The sequence below is a fragment of the Corynebacterium tuingiense genome, assembly GCF_046718165.1.
GTDB lineage: Bacteria > Actinomycetota > Actinomycetes > Mycobacteriales > Mycobacteriaceae > Corynebacterium.
This window is the reverse complement of sequence record NZ_CP177101.1, coordinates 1,305,102-1,320,806: the sequence shown is the minus strand read 5'-3', so window position 1 is coordinate 1,320,806 and position 15,705 is coordinate 1,305,102. Positions and strand designations below refer to the sequence as shown.

The following is a 15,705-nucleotide window of genomic DNA, read 5'->3' as shown; positions in this document are numbered from 1 at the left end:
GCATTGGCAGATCCAACGACCTATCGCCCCGCCCCGGGAACCATTCCGACGGAGCCGGGCGTATATAAGTTCCGCGATGAGAACGGGCGCGTCATTTACGTAGGCAAGGCCAAAAACCTGCGGGCGCGCCTGTCTAATTATTTCCAAGACATTACGCAACTGCACCCGCGCACGCGGCAAATGGTGTTGACCGCGAGCTCTGTGGAGTGGACGGTGGTTGCCAGCGAAGTTGAAGCGCTGCAGCTGGAATATACCTGGATCAAGCGGTTCGATCCGCACTTTAACGTCATGTACCGCGACGACAAGACGTATCCCATGCTTGCCGTCTCCGTGGGAGAGGTGGTTCCGCGCGCCTTTTTCTATCGCGGTCCTCGGCGCAAGGGAGTGCGGTACTTTGGCCCCTATTCCCATGCGTGGGCGGTGCGGGAAAGCCTCGACCTGCTCACCCGCGTCTTCCCCATGCGCACCTGTTCTAAAGGCGTATATAACCGGCATGAACGGCTGGGGCGGCCGTGCCTTTTGGGGTACATCGGCAAGTGCGATGCGCCCTGTATCGGGCGGGTGAGCAAAGAAGAACATCGCGAAACCGTCAATGAGTTGGTCTCATTCATGAATGGCAATACGGCTGGTGTTAGGCGCAAGCTGGTTAAAGACATGGAGGCTGCCGCCGAAAACCTGGAATTTGAGCGTGCCGCGCGGTTGCGCGATGACCTTGGGGCCATCGATAAGATCATGGAGCAGCAGGCGGTTGTCTTTGCCGATGGCACCGATGCCGATCTGATTGCGTTTAATTCCGATGAATTGGAAGCCGCGGTCCAAATTTTTCACGTGCGCGGCGGCAGGATCCGGGGCCAGCGCGGCTGGGTTGTTGAACGCGCCGGCGACCAGGCAACCTCTGAACCCATCGAGGAGGGCCAACCCGATCCGGCCTTGCCCGCCTTGGTGCAAAACTTCCTCATCCAGTTTTACTCCGATGCCGTGGAGCGAGAAGAACAAGAAGCCCGTGAGGATGCGGCTTTAGCTGCGGATGTGCCACGACGCGGCGTGGACCAGGAATCGCACATGGAACAGCGCCATGTCCACGTCATACCGCGTGAGATTTTGGTCCAAGCCATGCCGGAAGAATCCGAACAAGTGGTCTCCCTCTTGGAAGAGCTGCGTAGCGCGCGGGTTGATCTGCGCGTACCGCAACGGGGTGACAAGCGTTCGCTTATGGATACCGTGGAAAAGAACGCTAAGGAGCAGCTGCGCCAGCATAAGCTCAAACGCGTCGGTGACCTTACCGCGCGGTCCGCGGCGCTGCAGGATATCCAGGATGCCTTGGGGATGGACCAAGCACCGTTGCGCATCGAGTGCACCGATATTTCGCATATCCAGGGCACCGATGTCGTCGCCTCCCTGGTGGTTTTTGAAGACGGTATCCCGAAGAAGTCCGATTACCGGCGCTACCGCATCAAGGAGGCAGCCGGCGATGGGCATTCCAATGACGTCGGCTCCATTGCGGAGATCACGCGGCGCCGGTTTAAGCGCCACAACCAAGATAAATTGGCGAACCCGGATGAGGAAAAGGAAGAATCCTCCTTCGCGGAAGAAAAAGTGGCAGAAGAATCCGCTGAGGCAGGCCGCCGCTTTGCCTATCCTCCTCAGCTGTTCATCGTGGACGGCGGCGCGCCCCAGGTGGCTGCGGCGCAAGAGGTATTTGATGAGCTGGGCATCGTCGATGTCACCCTCGTGGGGCTGGCCAAGCGCTTGGAGGAAATCTGGGTGCCAGGGGATGATGAACCGGTGATTTTGCCGCGCAATTCCCAGGCTCTGTTTTTGCTGCAGCAAATTCGCGATGAGGCACACCGATTTGCCATCACCTATCACCGGCAACAACGCTCTAAGCGCATGCGCTCCTCGGCGCTCGATGCAATTCCGGGGCTTGGTCCGCAACGCCGGACGGATTTGGTCAAGCATTTCGGTTCCGTCAAAAAGCTCAAGGCGGCCACGGTGGATGAGATTTGCGAGGTCAACGGCTTTGGGCCGAAACTGGCGCAGACCGTCTACGATAAGTTGCACGACGCACAGTAAATAAGCAGCTTTCTGGCAGAAGTGCCGAGCGCGAAAACGCTAGACTGGTGTGCATGACGCACTTCGACACTCCGCCCATCTTGATTACCGGCATGTCCGGCGGCGGGTTGAGCTCCGCCGCCAAGGTTTTTGAGGATAAGGGCTACTATGTGGCGCATAATATCCCGCCGCGCGCCATCGTGGACCTGTGGAAATTGTGTAACCAGGAAGAAACGCCCGTTGAAAAGGTAGCGGCGGTAACGGACGTGCGCTCTCGCATGTTTCCGGGCTCCCTCATGGAGACCATCGATGAGCTAACGGCATTGGGCATGAAACCCACCGTGCTCTTCCTTGATGCTCGCGATGACGTGCTCATCCGTCGCTTCGACTCCGTGCGTCGCACCCACCCGCTGCAAGGCGACGATACCTTGAAGGTGGGTATCCAACGCGAACGCCAAGCGGTGGCGGAAATTAGGGATCGCTCCGATATCATCATTGATTCCACGAACCTGTCGATTCATGATTTGCGCCGGGCTATCGAAGCTGCGTTTGGCGAATTTCAAAATACCAATCAGCACGTCACGGTGGAATCGTTCGGTTTTAAGAATGGTTCCCCGCGCGATGCGGATATCGTCGTTGACGTGCGCTTTTTGCCCAACCCCTATTGGATTCCGGAGCTGCGCGGCTGCCGCGGTACAGATGCGCCCGTGGCCGATTATGTCCTGTCGCAGCCTGCCGCGCAGAAATTCGTGGATAATTTTGTCGCCATGTTTTCCACCATGCTGGAGGGATACCGGCACGAGGGAAAGAACTTCATCACCGTGGGCGTCGGCTGTACGGGCGGGCATCACCGCTCGGTGGCGGTAGCTGAGGACATCGCCAAGCGCCTGCGCGCTAATGACACCCTTGACGTCAGCATTTTGCACCGGGACATCGCCCGTAATTAGGGCTGAGGAGCATTAATAACTGTATGAAACACCCTTCTCATATGGTCTGCCTTGGCGGCGGCCATGGCCTTTATCAAACGCTTTTATCCGCACGGCGCAGTAATGCGGCGGATATTTCTGCCATCGTGACGGTTGCCGATGATGGCGGTTCCTCGGGGCGCCTGCGCCGGGAACTGGATATCATTCCGCCCGGTGACCTGCGCATGGCGCTGGCCGCGCTAGCCGATGACAATCGCGTAGGCGAGCTGTGGGGCAAAACCCTTCAGCATCGCTTCGGCGGCAATGGCGCCATGGCTGGCCACGCCGTGGGCAACCTCATGATCGCGGGTTTGACCGGGGTCTTGGGCGATTATCAGGCCGCCTTGGACGCGGTAGCGGAGCTTACCCACTCGCACGGGCGGGTCATCCCCGTGGTTCCGCACCCCTTAGAGATTGAGGCCGATGTCTCAGGGCTTGACGATGACCCCCGAGTCATGCGCCAGGTCCGCGGCCAGGTCGCGGTGGCATCGACGCCGGGGCATGTGCGGCGCGTGCGAATCCTGCCTGAAGCCCCACAAGCCAATCCCGCCGCGCTGGAGGCCATTAGGCAGGCTGACCTTATCACCATCGGTCCAGGATCCTGGTTTAGTTCGGTCTTGCCGCACACGTTGGTGCCAGAAATCGTCCAGGCCATTTCTGAGTCCAATGCTTTGCGCGTGGTCATGCTCAACCTGTCGGCCGAGCCGGGAGAAACCCAAGGCTTTTCCGCGGAGCGCCACGTGCATGTGCTGGCCCGTCACGCCCCGGATTTGCGCATCGACCGCATCGTCGTGGATGCGGCAGCGCTGCCAAATGAAAGCGAACGGGTATATGTGCAGCGCGCCGCGCAAGCCTTGGGCGCACGCGCGGTATTTGCGGATGTCAGTATCCAGGATGACAATGGACAGCGATTGATGAAACACGATCCAGACAAACTTTCTTCTGTCATCGTGGATCTTTATAACGAGTACCGGCGGGCCTAGCTAAGGTCAGGCCAGCCAGTCCTCAGGGCGCGGGACTCGGTAAAATAAGAGAATTCCGTTTCCCACGCAGTAGTTGGTGTGCGTGGGACCGTGCATTGCACATGCGTCATTCGTGACTGTGACAGAGAAATGGGGCGAACTAGGTGACCACACCGTTGACCGAACAGGTCAAAGAAGAACTAGCGGCGGTTGGCGTGACACGTCAGTCCGCGCGTGCGGCGGAGCTTGCATCTATCCTGCGCTTTGCGGGAGAAGTAGATGTCTCTGGCGAGAGCATGGCCTATGAGCTTGAGCTCGATAACCAGGCAATTGCGCAGCGCATCCTCGTGGCATTAGACGAGCTTTACGGGATCGAAGCGGAAAGCCACGTTGTCGGCCCTGCGGGGACGGTGAAGAAATCGCGCGTCATCGTGCGCATCACTAAAGGAGCGAAGGAGCTTACCCGGCGCCTAGGCCTGATTACTCGCTCCGGTCATGCCGTGGTGGGTCTTCCGCCGCAGGTCATTTCCGGCACCGTGGCTGATAGCGAGGCGGCGTGGCGCGGTGCCTTCCTTGCGCACGGCAGCCTGACGGAACCAGGGCGCTCTTCGGCATTGGAGGTAACCTGCCCCTGCCAAGAGGCCGCGTTGGCACTCGTGGGCTGCGCACGGCGCCTGGGGATTTCCGCGAAGACTAAAGAGACCCGCGGCGAAGATCGGGTGGTTGTCCGCGACGGCGATGCCATCGGTGCACTGCTTACCCGCATGGGCGCGCAAGTGACCCGCTTGTCTTGGGAAAAGAAGCGGGTAAAGCGTGAGGCGCACGATACTTCGCGCCGGTTGGATAATTTTGATGATGCCAACCTGCGCCGCTCGGCACGGGCCGCCGTGACCGCCGCGGCGCGCGTGGATCGGGCGATGGAAATCCTCGGTGATGACGTTCCTGAGCACCTAGCCGATGCCGGCCGCTTGCGCGTGCAGCATCGCGAGGCCTCGTTGGAGGAGCTTGGCAGGCTCGCGGATCCGCCCATGACTAAGGATGCCGTGGCCGGGCGCATTCGGCGCTTGTTATCCATGGCGGATAAGCGGGCCGAAGAATTGGATATCCCCGATACCAACGAGTCCATCTCGGACGATCTTTTTGGTGACTCATAATCGCAGGGCACGATTGACTTCAGCTCATTGATCCACGAAAGGCGGGAAGGAATGCATTGAGGTGCTTTCCTTCCCGCCTTGTGTTGTGCCGCGGCTGAGGTGCTTTTAGTTAGCGGTGGCTTGTGCTTTATGGGACCAAGAAGCCCAAGACGTTGGTCATCAAGAAGACGATGACACAGACAACGGCCAAGAACGCGATGGAGTAGCCCACGACGTTTTTCAGGATGACGGATTCCTTGCCTTCCATGGATACGGCGGTTGCCGCAATGGCCAGGGACTGTGGCGAAATCATCTTACCCACAACACCACCGGCGGTATTGGCGGCCAGCATGAGGTCAGGGTTCACACCAATGCGGTCAGCGGCGGCGACCTGCAGGTTGCCAAAGAGCGCATTTGCAGAGGTATCGGAGCCAGTGACCGCGGTACCAATCCAGCCCAGCACCGGAGCGAAGAGCGCGAAGATGGAACCAGCGGAGGAAACGAATTCACCGATGGCGATGGTCTGACCCGAGTAGTTCATCGTGTAGGCCAAAGCGAGGACCAAGACAATGGTCAGGCCGGAGAACTTCATGCGGTTGGCAACTTCACCAAAGGCCTGCACGGGTTGGGCGAAGCTGAGCTTGTAGCGGCCGTTTTCGTTCCAGAAGTGGTAAACGATGGCCACAATAACGCCGGAGAGCAAGAGCAAGGTACCCGGGTTGCCAAAGACATTGAAGCTAAAGCTGGTGTCCATGGCCTCACCGTTAGTGCCGATGACGGTGCCACCAAGCAGCGGCCACGCGAACTTCAGCTTCCAGAATCCGAAGATCGCTGGTGCTGCGGTAGCAACGGCAAATACTGCGGTAACGACGGCGTAGGGCAGCAGCGCCATCCAGATGCGGCGGCCGTTCAAGTCGGTCGCGGTTTCTGCGGCGGGCAGCTCCATGCGCTCGCGCAGCTGGGTAACGCCCCGTGGTTTCCACACGCGGAGGAAGATGAAGGCGGCCCCCAAGGACACAATGCAGGCAATAACGTTGGTGAGCTGGTAAGCAAAGAAGGTTGCGGTAAGCCACTGTGCTCCGGCAAAGGAAATACCGATGACCGCGGCGGCGGGCGCAGTTTCCTTCACGCCGCGCATGCCGTCCAGGATGAATGCGATAAGGAACGGGACGATGGCGGCAATGACCAAGACCTGCAGGGCAATAAGGCCGGCAATATCTTGGGTTTGCTCGGCGGTACGTCCGCCGACCTCACCGGCGGTGGTGACTGGAATACCAACTGCGCCGAATGCGACTGGAGCGGTATTCGCAATAAGAACTACCGTGGCTGCGCGCAGAGGCTTGACGCCGAGCGCCATAATCATCGTGGCGGTAATGGCCACGGGGGCACCGAAGCCCGCAAGGGCTTCAAGGAGGCCACCGAAGCAGAACGCGATGAGCATCGATTGGATGCGGATATCGCCATCGCCTAAGAGATCGAATGTCTTACGTAGATCTTCGAAGCGGCCTGAGGCGACCGTGATCTCGTAAAACCAAATTGCCGTAATAATGACCCAGACAATGGGCAGTAGGCCGAAGAGCCCACCGCGGACTGCAGAGGACAATGCCATATCGACGGGCATCGCAAAGGCAACTATGGCTAGGATGATGGAGGTCGCAAGGGCGACGGCTCCTGATGTATGTGCGCGGGCTTTAAAGCCCATCAACATAATGAAGAAAGCGACGAGGGGGAGAATCGCCACGAGCGCGGTGAGCCCAAGACTGTCTCCCACAACAGAGGTGTTTATCTCAAACATTGAGTATCCTCGATTCTAACGGGGGTACTATCGCAGGCGCATTCGGTCTGCGGGGGGATGTAAATTTGTTGCCCACGCGTTTCAGGAGAGAGATTAGCGCCCAGCGAATGCCCGAGTGCTACCTGGAACACAGTGAGCTAGCGTAAGCATATCGCGTCATAAAAACTGTGGTGTGATTTGGGTTAAATTAGTTTATAGCACCGCATCTTTGGCGATCGGTGTGCGAGGAAGTGGGAAAATGCTTCGCGTAGTGATATATCGCACATTAACGGTGTAAAGTCCACAAGAACCAACCTAAACGGGCTTGAACAGCCGGTTCATTCGGAAGAAACAAAAGAACTCGGGAAGATTGTACGCCTATATCGGGAAAGTTTCAGATACTGCACTGCCAGCCGTGAAGGCCTCTGCACGCTGTTTAAAGGCTCTGTAGTATTGCGGTTGTTGGGCAAAGCCTCGGGCACCTTACTCACCCAGAGCAGTAAAGTACTCGAAGGACCCGCGGTAGGCCCATAGAAATAATTACTCGACTCTTTGAGGAGATTTACAGTGACTACCCGCGTAGGCATTAACGGCTTTGGCCGCATTGGTCGTAACTTCTTCCACGCTGTTAACCGGACCGACAATGACCTTGAGGTCGTTGCCGTCAACGACCTGACCGACAACCAGACTCTCTCTAACCTGTTGAAGTACGACTCCGTACTGGGTCGCTTCGACGGCGAGATTACCTACGACGATGACTCCATCACCGTCAATGGCAACCGCATCCGGGTCTTCAACGAGAAGGACCCGAAGAACCTGAAGTGGGGCGAACTGGACGTAGACCTCGTTATCGAGTCCACCGGCCTGTTCACCAACGGTAACGACGCAAAGGCTCACATTGAGGCCGGCGCCAAGAAGGTCATCATTTCCGCCCCTGGTAAGGAAGTTGACGCAACCTTCGTCTACGGTGTTAACTCCGACACCTACGACCCAGCTGAGCACAACGTTATTTCCGCAGCTTCCTGCACCACCAACTGCTTGGCTCCAATGGCCAAGGTCTTGAATGACAAGTTCGGTGTGGAAAAGGGCCTGATGACCACCGTTCACGCTTATACCGGTGACCAGCGCCTGCAGGACGCTCCCCACAAGGACCTGCGCCGCGCCCGCGCCGCAGCCGTCAACCTGGTACCTACCTCCACCGGTGCAGCTAAGGCCGTGTCCTTGGTTCTGCCTGAGCTGGAAGGCAAGCTGGACGGCTACGCTATGCGCGTTCCGGTCATCACCGGTTCCGCAACCGACCTGACCTTCACCGCTTCCCGCGACGTCACCGTTGAGGAAATCAACGCAGCACTCAAGGAGGCAGCTGAGGGCGAGCTGAAGGACACCCTCGCATACACCGAGGATCCTCTGGTTTCCACCGACATCGTAACCTCCCCGCACGGCTGCATCTTCGACGCCGGCATGACCAAGGTCTCCAATGGCAACCTAGTCAAGGTTCTGGGTTGGTACGACAACGAGTGGGGCTACACCTCCCAGCTCGTCCGCATGACCAACCTAGTTGCAGAAAAGCTCTAAAGTTCTGATACAGAGCAGCCCTTAATGCGATACCGGCCACAACGAACGCCCTGACGGCACGACGTTGTGGCCGGTATCATTTTATGTAGCAACCTCAACTGCAGAATCCACTCTAAAAGGAGTAACACATGGCTTTTAAGACGCTAGATAACCTGCTAGAAGAAGGCGTAGAGGACCGCCACATTCTGGTCCGCTCTGACTTCAACGTGCCGCTGGATGATGACGGAAATATCACCGACCCCGGCCGCATTACCGCTTCTCTTCCCACCATTAAGGCGCTGGTCGATGGTGGCGCGAAGGTCATCCTTTCCGCCCACCTCGGCCGACCCAAGGGTGAGGTAAATTCCAAGTACTCCCTGGCCCCGGTTGCAGAAGCGTTGTCTGAAGCTTTGGATCAGTACGTTGCCTTGGCCAACGACGTCACCGGCGAAGACGCCCACGAGCGCGCGAACGGGCTAAACAGCGGCGATGTCATGCTGGTAGAAAATGTCCGCTTTGATCCGCGTGAAACCTCTAAGGATGAGGCAGAGCGCGGCGAATTCGCCGACGAGCTCGTTGCCCTGGCTGCCGATAACGGCGCTTTCGTCTCCGACGGCTTTGGCGTTGTGCACCGCGCGCAGACCTCGGTATATGACGTCGCCAAGCGCCTGCCCGCCTACGCCGGTAAGCTGGTGGAAAAGGAATTGGACGTATTATCCACCGTGGCAAAGGATCCGGCGCACCCATATGTCGTTGTGCTGGGTGGCGCGAAGGTTTCCGACAAGCTTGGCGTTATCGAAGCCCTTGCTGGAAAGGCCGATAAGATCATCATCGGCGGCGGAATGTGCTACACCCTGCTGGCAGCCAAGGGCTACAACGTTCGGGAGTCCTTGCTGCAAGAGGACCAGATTGAAAACTGCAAGAGCCTGCTGGAGCGCTTCGGTGACAAGATTGTCCTGCCCGTTGACCTCACCGCCGCCAGCGAATTCGCCGCAGATGCTGAGACCAAGGTCGTTGAGCTCGATGGCATTCCTGAAGGCTGGATGTCCTTGGACATCGGACCGAAGTCCGTCGAGAAATTTGCCACCGTACTGGCAGACTCCAAGACCGTATTCTGGAACGGCCCCATGGGTGTATTCGAAATGGAAGCCTTCTCAAAGGGCACGGCTGGGGTAGCGCAGGCGATTATCGATGCCACCTCCTCTAACGGTTCCTTCTCCGTCGTCGGCGGCGGCGACTCCGCAGCCTCCGTACGCACCCTGGGCCTCGATGAGGAAGGCTTCAGCCACATTTCCACCGGAGGCGGCGCATCCCTCGAATACCTCGAGGGCAAGGAGCTGCCGGGCGTTTCCGTGCTCGAAGCATAGACCGCCTAAAACAGTTAACTAAAGGCGTACAAAGAAAGGACTAATTATGGCACGTACACCACTTATTGCTGGTAACTGGAAGATGAACCTCGATCACATTGAGGCCATCGGCTCCGTTCAAAAGTTCGCGTTCTCCCTGCCGGAGGATTACTACGACAAGGTAGATGTAGCCTACATAGTTCCATTTACCGATATCCGCACGATTCAGACGCTCGTTGAGGGCGATAAGCTGAAGATCACCTACGGTGCGCAGGACATCTCCAAGCACGAGTCTGGCGCCTACACCGGTGAGGTATCTGGCCAGATGCTGAACAAACTGGGATGCAGCTGGGCAGTCGTCGGCCACTCCGAGCGCCGCGAATACCACGGCGAAACCGACCAGCTGGTCGCTGAGAAGGCCGCAGCGGCCTTGGAAAATGGCATCAGCCCCATCGTCTGCGTGGGTGAGCCGCTCGACGTGCGCGAGGCCGGCACCCACGTTGACTACGTGGTGAACCAGACCCGCGATTCCCTGCAGGGACTCAGCGCCGAGCAACTAACCAAAACCGTTATCGCCTACGAGCCCGTGTGGGCCATCGGTACCGGCAAGGTTGCCTCCGCTGATGACGCGCAGGAAGTCTGCGCCGCTATCCGCGGCCTGGTCAAGGAACTCGCGGGGGACGAAGTTGCCGACGGCATCCGCATCCTGTACGGCGGTTCCGTAAAGGTTGACTCCGTTGCTGATATCGTCAGCAAGCCGGACGTAGACGGCGGCCTTATCGGTGGTGCTTCCTTGGTAGGAGAGGACTTTGCCAAGCTGGCTGCCAATGCCGCTAATGCCGTTAGTTAACAGGCGTTAACAACCATCACAAGGTGACTGGTATGCCGCGGGTTGGGGTGAGCCCTTCCCGCGGCATGGTGTACAGTAGGCCCTTGTGATTGCTTTGCGTAGGCAAAGCAGGTAAGTACTTCGCGCTGGTGGCTAGCGTGTCCTTCGATAGTACACCGAAGGTGCCACTGAGCGCACGTTGAGAAAAGGAAGAACCTCATGGTCTTAGCACTGGAAATCATTTTGCTAATTTCAGCTATTTTGATGTCCATCTTTGTGCTTTTACACAAGGGCAAAGGCGGCGGCCTGTCTAGCCTTTTCGGCGGTGGCGTGCAATCGAACCTGTCCGGTTCGACCGTAGTGGAAAAGAACCTAGACCGCTATACCGTCGTCATGGTGATTATCTGGTTGGCCTGCATCGTTGGGCTTAACCTCATCCAGGCCTACGCTTCCTAGGAAGCACGCGGCAGCTCCCCGCTAACCACTAGCGGCGGCCAACCGCGCAAAACCAGCGCCGGCACGTCAGTCCCATAACCTTTCGCAGAGAAAGGAAAGGACCGAGGTACCGGCGCTGTATGCGTTAAGCGGCGGAGATGGCGCTGCTGGCTTTACAGCTCCTGCGCGGCATCGTCTGCAAGGAAGAGGATCGTCTCCTTCGTCCCTTGCGCACCAGCGGCCGGGCACTCTTCAGCGTCGACGCCGTCCACGATGCTTTTTGCGGCAGTGGCCTTTTCCTCCCCGGCGACCAAGAGCCAGACACGCTCAGACCTATTGACCGCCGACAGCGTGAGGGTTATGCGCTCGCTGGGCGGCTTCGGCGAGTCGTGTACCGGTACCGCGAGTTCTTCCTGCTCACGGATGGCAGGAGAGTGGGGGAACATGGAGTTAATGTGGCCTTCTGCACCCATGCCCAAAAGGTGTAGATCGAAGCCTAAGGGTGCGAAGTCTTTCAACTCTGGCTCGTAGGCATTGGCGGCCGCCTCCATGGAGACCGCACCGAGGTCGAATCCGTGGATATTCTGATCTGGGATATCGACGTGATCGAGCAGCGCGGAACGCGCTTGGCCTTCGTTGGAATCTGGGTCGCTGACCGGAACATTGCGCTCATCGCCAAAGAAAATGTGCACGCGGGACCAATCGATGCGCAGAGCAGGGTAGTTCTCGCCTTGCTGCTGGGCGGCGAAGTCCAAGCGTGCGAGCTCGTGCAGCAGCCCAATTCCTGCGCCCCCACCCGTTAGTACGATTCTTGCTACGCCGTCACCATGGAGGCCACCGTTGCCGGCTTGAATACCGGCGATGGTCTCAATAAATTTGAGTGCGGCTTGGGAAATAAGGTCATCTACATCGCTGACGCGGTGAAGCGTTACCATTCGGTATCAGAATCCTTTGCAAAGAATCGGTATGAGCCAAGTGCACTGTTAAAGCTTACTGTAGTCTACTTCTCCCAGAGCACGTAGCGCCTGGGCATAAGTTTTATCGGCATCGAGGTGTCGCAATTCCTCAGAGAGGATTTCGGTTTGCGTGCGCGGGCTCAAGCTGACCAGAGAGTCTGGCGTGCCAGGCACGCGCACTCGCACAGTGCGCTCATCGACGACATCCACATCCACGTGGGTCGTCTCCCGGTTAAAGCGCAAGTGGGTAACCGGGAAATAGTCACTATTAGCTTCCTCAGCCGTGCGCTGTACTGGGACGCTGAGGCGGTCAAGCAACCAACCCGCCGCGAAGTTAGGTGCCGGATGCCCGGCGGGGCCGGCGACCTCTACCGATAGCACCTTCTCATGGGGATGGTGATCGAGCGCCGATGCGACGACCCCGCGCCACAGCGTGATGGAGGCCCAGGACATATCGGAATCGCCGGGGGAGTAGCCATCAGAAAGCGCCCGCAGATCCTGCTCGCCCACGGTACCTTTATGGGCCACATTGGTGATGCGACGCTGGGCCAATTTGCCCACGGGGCTTTTTGAGGGCACCTGTGGGCACACGTTGGGCCACCACGCGACCAGCGGGGTATCCGGCAGCAAGAGCGGAGTGAGCACGGACTCGGCTTGATCCGCCAGCGCACCGTGCAATTGCATGACCACAGTCTCGGACGCACCGGCCTCGCCACCGACGCGGAGTTGGGCATCGAGCTGGGTATCAGAATTCGGATCGCCGGGAACCACGACGAGCACGCGGGAGGGGTGCTCATGAGAGGCATCGCGCACAGAGGCAAGGATCTGCTCGAGATCGTCGCCTTCTTGTGCCTCCACGATCAGGGTGAGCACCCTGCCCGTGGTGCGGGTGTAGTGCTCCTGGGCATCGACAAGCTTTTTGGCAATTTCACCGGTGGTGGTATTAGGCAATGGAATAATCATTGACTACGTCCCTTCTATGGGCGGCGCCAGGAATGGCCCCGGCGGCGCAGCATCTTATCGGCTGAGGTGGGCCCCCATGTGCCCGCCTTATAATCTTCGGGCTCACCATGCTTGGACCAATAATCGAGGATCGGATCCAAAATCGACCACGAAAGTTCGACTTCCTCATTGGTGGGGAACAGGGATGATTCATCGAGGAGGGCATCTAGGATAAGGCGCTCATATGCCTCGGGGGACTCCTCGGTAAAGGCCTCGGCGTAGGCGAAGTCCATGTTCACATCGCGGACTTCCATGGTGGACCCCGGCACCTTCGAACCAAAGCGCATGGTCACGCCCTCATCGGGCTGAACGCGGATGACCACGGCGTTTTGGCCAAGGGCATCGGTTTCGCCATCGACAAAGGGCTGGTTCGGCGCGGCCTTGAAGACTAAGGCGATCTCGGTGACTCGACGCCCCAGCCGCTTGCCCGTGCGCAGGTAGAAAGGCACGCCTCCCCAACGCCGCGAATTGACCTCCAACGTGCACGCCGCATAGGTCTCGGTTGTGGAGGCGGGATCGAAACCCTCCTCTTCGCGCAAGCCCTTCACGTATTCCGAGCCCTGCCAACCGGCGGTGTACTGGCCACGGGCGGTGGTTTTATTGAGCGGATGGACCGGCTGCGTGGCGCGCAGGACCTTGACCTTTTCAGCGCGCAGCGCCTCCGGCTCGAAGGAAGAAGGCTCTTCCATTGCCACGAGGGCGAGCAGCTGCAGGAGGTGGTTTTGAATGACGTCCCGCGCCGCACCTATTCCGTCATAATAGCCAGCTCGGCCGCCAAGGCCGATATCTTCGGCCATGGTGATTTGCACGTGGTCGATATAGTGTGCATTCCACATCGGCTCAAAAATCTGGTTGGCAAACCGCAGCGCCATGATGTTTTGCACGGTTTCTTTGCCCAGGTAGTGATCGATGCGGAAGACGGCCGATTCTGGGAAGACCGCGTTGACGATTTCATTGAGCTCGCGCGCGGATTCCTGGTCGTGGCCAAAGGGCTTTTCGATGATCACGCGGCGCCACGAATCCTCCATGGAATTGGCCATCCCCACGCGTTCCAATTGGTGGCAGATATCGGAGAAGAATTCCGGCGGCACCGAAAGGTAGTATGCCCAGTTGCTTCCCGTGCCGCGGGCCTTATCCAGCTCGGCCAATCGCGCAGAAAGACGGTCGAAGCCTTCATCATCGAAGGAACCTTGCACGAACTCGATTCCTTGGGATAAGTGCTCCCACACGTCGTGGTTAAAGTCAGTGCGAGCACCGGCTTCTACCGCGCTGCGGAAATAATCGCAGAAGTCCGCGTTATCCCAGTCCCTGCGGCCATAGCCGACGAGCGTGAAGCCAGCGGGCAAGAGACCGCGGCTGGCAAGGTCATAGATGGCCGGCAGGAGCTTTTTGAAAGCTAAATCGCCGGTCACACCAAAGATGACCATGCCCGCGGGGCCCGCGATGCGTGGCAATCGTTTATCGGCGGCATTACGCAAGGGATTGACCCAAGCGGCTGAGTCCGTCACGGATTATCCTTCCTGGAGGGAAAAGCTAAGTAGTCTTTCAACTAGTGGCGGCATAATGCCCCGCCGGCTATCCGGCGGGGCTAGGACCACGGTCGTAGTTTACGCGAGTCGTTGTTTGAGGGAATCAAGGAGGTCATTCCACGCGGCGACGAACTTATCGACGCCCTCGCGCTCGAGGACAGCAAAGACATCTTCTAGGTCGATGCCCACCGATTCGAGCTGGGAGAAGACCTTCTCGGCTTCTTCGCCGGCAGTGGAGAGGGTATCGCCGTGGAAACCACCCTCCTGCAGGACCGCATCAATAGTCTTTTCCGGCATGGTGTTTACCGTGTGCGGGCCAGCCAGTTCGGTCACGTACAGCGTTGCTGGGTACTCAGGGTTTTTCACGCCGGTGGAAGCCCACAGCGGACGCTGCACGGGCGCGCCTTCTGGGAGGCCATTGTCACCGATCAACTCCTCCTGGAAGAGAGCGTAGGCACGCTGGGCATTAGCGACACCTGCCTTGCCGCGGAGGGACAGGGCCTCATCGGAACCGATAGCTTCCAAGCGCTTATCAACTTCCGTATCCAGGCGGGAAACGAAGAAGGATGCGACCGAGTGAATCTTGGTGACGTCCTTGCCGTTATCAGCCGCGCGCTTGAGCCCGGCCCGGAATGCGGCGATGACCTCGCGGTAGCGGGAGACCGAGAAGATCAAGGTGACGTTGACGCTGATTCCCTCTGCCAAGGCATCCTCGATAGCGGGGAGGGAGCCCTTGGTAGCCGGGATCTTGATCATCGCATTGGGGTGGTCCACCTGGTCCCATAGTTCGCGGGCCTGCTTGAGGGTTGCTGCGGCATCGTCGGAGATGCGCGGATCCACCTCGATGGATACGCGGCCATCCTGGCCATCGGTCTCAGCATAGATATCGGCAAAAAGGTCACAGGCGTTTTGCACGTCCGTAATCGCCAGGGAGTAGACGGCTTCATCGGCCGAAGCGTTCTTCTCCTTCAAGGCCGCCAGGTCTTCGTCATAGGCCGTGCCGCTGGTCATGGCGGTGGCGAAGATGGCCGGGTTGGTGGTTACGCCCACGATGGATTTGGAGGAAATAATCTCCTTCAAGTTTCCGGATTCCAAGCGCTGGCGCGAGAGATCATCGAGCCACGTGGAGGTGCCCAATTGGGCAAGTTCAGAAATGTTGTTCATAGTC

Annotated in this window: 13 protein-coding genes; 8 read left to right on the top strand and 5 right to left on the bottom strand. The window is 58.5% G+C overall.

From position 1 onward, the window contains the following. Positions 1-3 precede the first annotated feature (3 nt). From uvrC to whiA, 4 genes are all read left to right on the top strand, one after another. Positions 4-2,073, top strand: coding sequence for an excinuclease ABC subunit UvrC (uvrC, locus tag ACLI1T_RS06275; protein WP_411702206.1), 2,070 nt, complete (start codon positions 4-6; stop codon positions 2,071-2,073). A gap of 44 nt (positions 2,074-2,117) precedes the next feature. Then, on the top strand, positions 2,118-2,999 hold the full coding sequence (rapZ, locus tag ACLI1T_RS06270; protein ID WP_198010490.1) for an RNase adapter RapZ: 882 nt from the start codon (positions 2,118-2,120) through the stop codon (positions 2,997-2,999). Positions 3,000-3,022: 23 nt separating this feature from the next. Then, positions 3,023-4,000: a uridine diphosphate-N-acetylglucosamine-binding protein YvcK gene (locus tag ACLI1T_RS06265; protein WP_023022456.1), complete on the top strand. Its 978-nt coding sequence runs from the start codon at positions 3,023-3,025 to the stop codon at positions 3,998-4,000. A gap of 143 nt (positions 4,001-4,143) precedes the next feature. Beyond that, complete coding sequence (gene whiA, locus ACLI1T_RS06260; RefSeq protein ID WP_411702205.1) at positions 4,144-5,133, top strand: DNA-binding protein WhiA; 990 nt, start codon at positions 4,144-4,146, stop codon at positions 5,131-5,133. A 127-nt stretch (positions 5,134-5,260) separates the two neighbouring features. Here the strand turns inward: whiA and ACLI1T_RS06255 are convergent, their stop codons facing one another. Next, positions 5,261-6,907, bottom strand: coding sequence for an L-lactate permease (locus ACLI1T_RS06255; protein WP_411702204.1), 1,647 nt, complete (start codon positions 6,905-6,907; stop codon positions 5,261-5,263). A 546-nt stretch (positions 6,908-7,453) separates the two neighbouring features. Between ACLI1T_RS06255 and gap the strand changes: the two genes are divergently transcribed. The 4 genes from gap to secG all read left to right on the top strand — a co-directional run bounded on the left by gap (position 7,454) and on the right by secG (position 11,071). Further along, positions 7,454-8,461 carry a type I glyceraldehyde-3-phosphate dehydrogenase gene (gene gap, locus ACLI1T_RS06250; protein ID WP_023022450.1) on the top strand — a complete coding sequence of 336 codons (1,008 nt, stop codon included), beginning with the start codon at positions 7,454-7,456 and terminating at the stop codon, positions 8,459-8,461. Between the two features lie 128 nt (positions 8,462-8,589). Beyond that, complete coding sequence (locus ACLI1T_RS06245) at positions 8,590-9,807, top strand: phosphoglycerate kinase (protein WP_023022448.1); 1,218 nt, start codon at positions 8,590-8,592, stop codon at positions 9,805-9,807. A gap of 46 nt (positions 9,808-9,853) precedes the next feature. Then, positions 9,854-10,636 carry a triose-phosphate isomerase gene (gene tpiA / locus ACLI1T_RS06240; RefSeq protein ID WP_023022446.1) on the top strand — a complete coding sequence of 261 codons (783 nt, stop codon included), beginning with the start codon at positions 9,854-9,856 and terminating at the stop codon, positions 10,634-10,636. Positions 10,637-10,834: 198 nt separating this feature from the next. Next, the gene (gene secG, locus ACLI1T_RS06235) at positions 10,835-11,071 is read left to right on the top strand and encodes a preprotein translocase subunit SecG (protein WP_005279116.1); all 237 of its coding nucleotides are present in this window, start codon (positions 10,835-10,837) and stop codon (positions 11,069-11,071) included. A 152-nt stretch (positions 11,072-11,223) separates the two neighbouring features. Here secG and pgl read toward each other — a convergent pair whose 3' ends face one another. The 4 genes from pgl to tal form a co-directional block, all read right to left on the bottom strand. Continuing rightward, entirely contained in the window at positions 11,224-11,985 is a 762-nt protein-coding gene (pgl, locus tag ACLI1T_RS06230; RefSeq protein ID WP_411702203.1) for a 6-phosphogluconolactonase, read from the bottom strand. Positions 11,986-12,033: 48 nt separating this feature from the next. After that, a complete protein-coding gene (locus ACLI1T_RS06225) occupies positions 12,034-12,969 on the bottom strand; it encodes a glucose-6-phosphate dehydrogenase assembly protein OpcA (protein ID WP_411702202.1) in 936 nt (311 codons plus the stop codon). Between the two features lie 14 nt (positions 12,970-12,983). Further along, positions 12,984-14,516, bottom strand: a complete 1,533-nt coding sequence (gene zwf, locus ACLI1T_RS06220; RefSeq protein WP_349867004.1) for a glucose-6-phosphate dehydrogenase — start codon at positions 14,514-14,516, stop codon at positions 12,984-12,986. Between the two features lie 99 nt (positions 14,517-14,615). After that, entirely contained in the window at positions 14,616-15,701 is a 1,086-nt protein-coding gene (gene tal / locus ACLI1T_RS06215) for a transaldolase (protein ID WP_411702201.1), read from the bottom strand. Positions 15,702-15,705 lie beyond the last annotated feature (4 nt).

What these genes read in the sequence shown, in the direction of transcription:
- ACLI1T_RS06265 (WP_023022456.1), top strand. Translation starts at nt 3,023, where the DNA reads ATGAAACACCCTTCTCATATGGTCTGCCTTGGCGGCGGCCATGGCCTT.
- ACLI1T_RS06255 (WP_411702204.1), bottom strand. Translation starts at nt 6,907, where the DNA reads ATGTTTGAGATAAACACCTCTGTTGTGGGAGACAGTCTTGGGCTCACC.
- ACLI1T_RS06245 (WP_023022448.1), top strand. Translation starts at nt 8,590, where the DNA reads ATGGCTTTTAAGACGCTAGATAACCTGCTAGAAGAAGGCGTAGAGGAC.
- tpiA (WP_023022446.1), top strand. Translation starts at nt 9,854, where the DNA reads ATGGCACGTACACCACTTATTGCTGGTAACTGGAAGATGAACCTCGAT.
- secG (WP_005279116.1), top strand. Translation starts at nt 10,835, where the DNA reads ATGGTCTTAGCACTGGAAATCATTTTGCTAATTTCAGCTATTTTGATG.
- pgl (WP_411702203.1), bottom strand. Translation starts at nt 11,985, where the DNA reads ATGGTAACGCTTCACCGCGTCAGCGATGTAGATGACCTTATTTCCCAA.
- ACLI1T_RS06225 (WP_411702202.1), bottom strand. Translation starts at nt 12,969, where the DNA reads ATGATTATTCCATTGCCTAATACCACCACCGGTGAAATTGCCAAAAAG.
- tal (WP_411702201.1), bottom strand. Translation starts at nt 15,701, where the DNA reads ATGAACAACATTTCTGAACTTGCCCAATTGGGCACCTCCACGTGGCTC.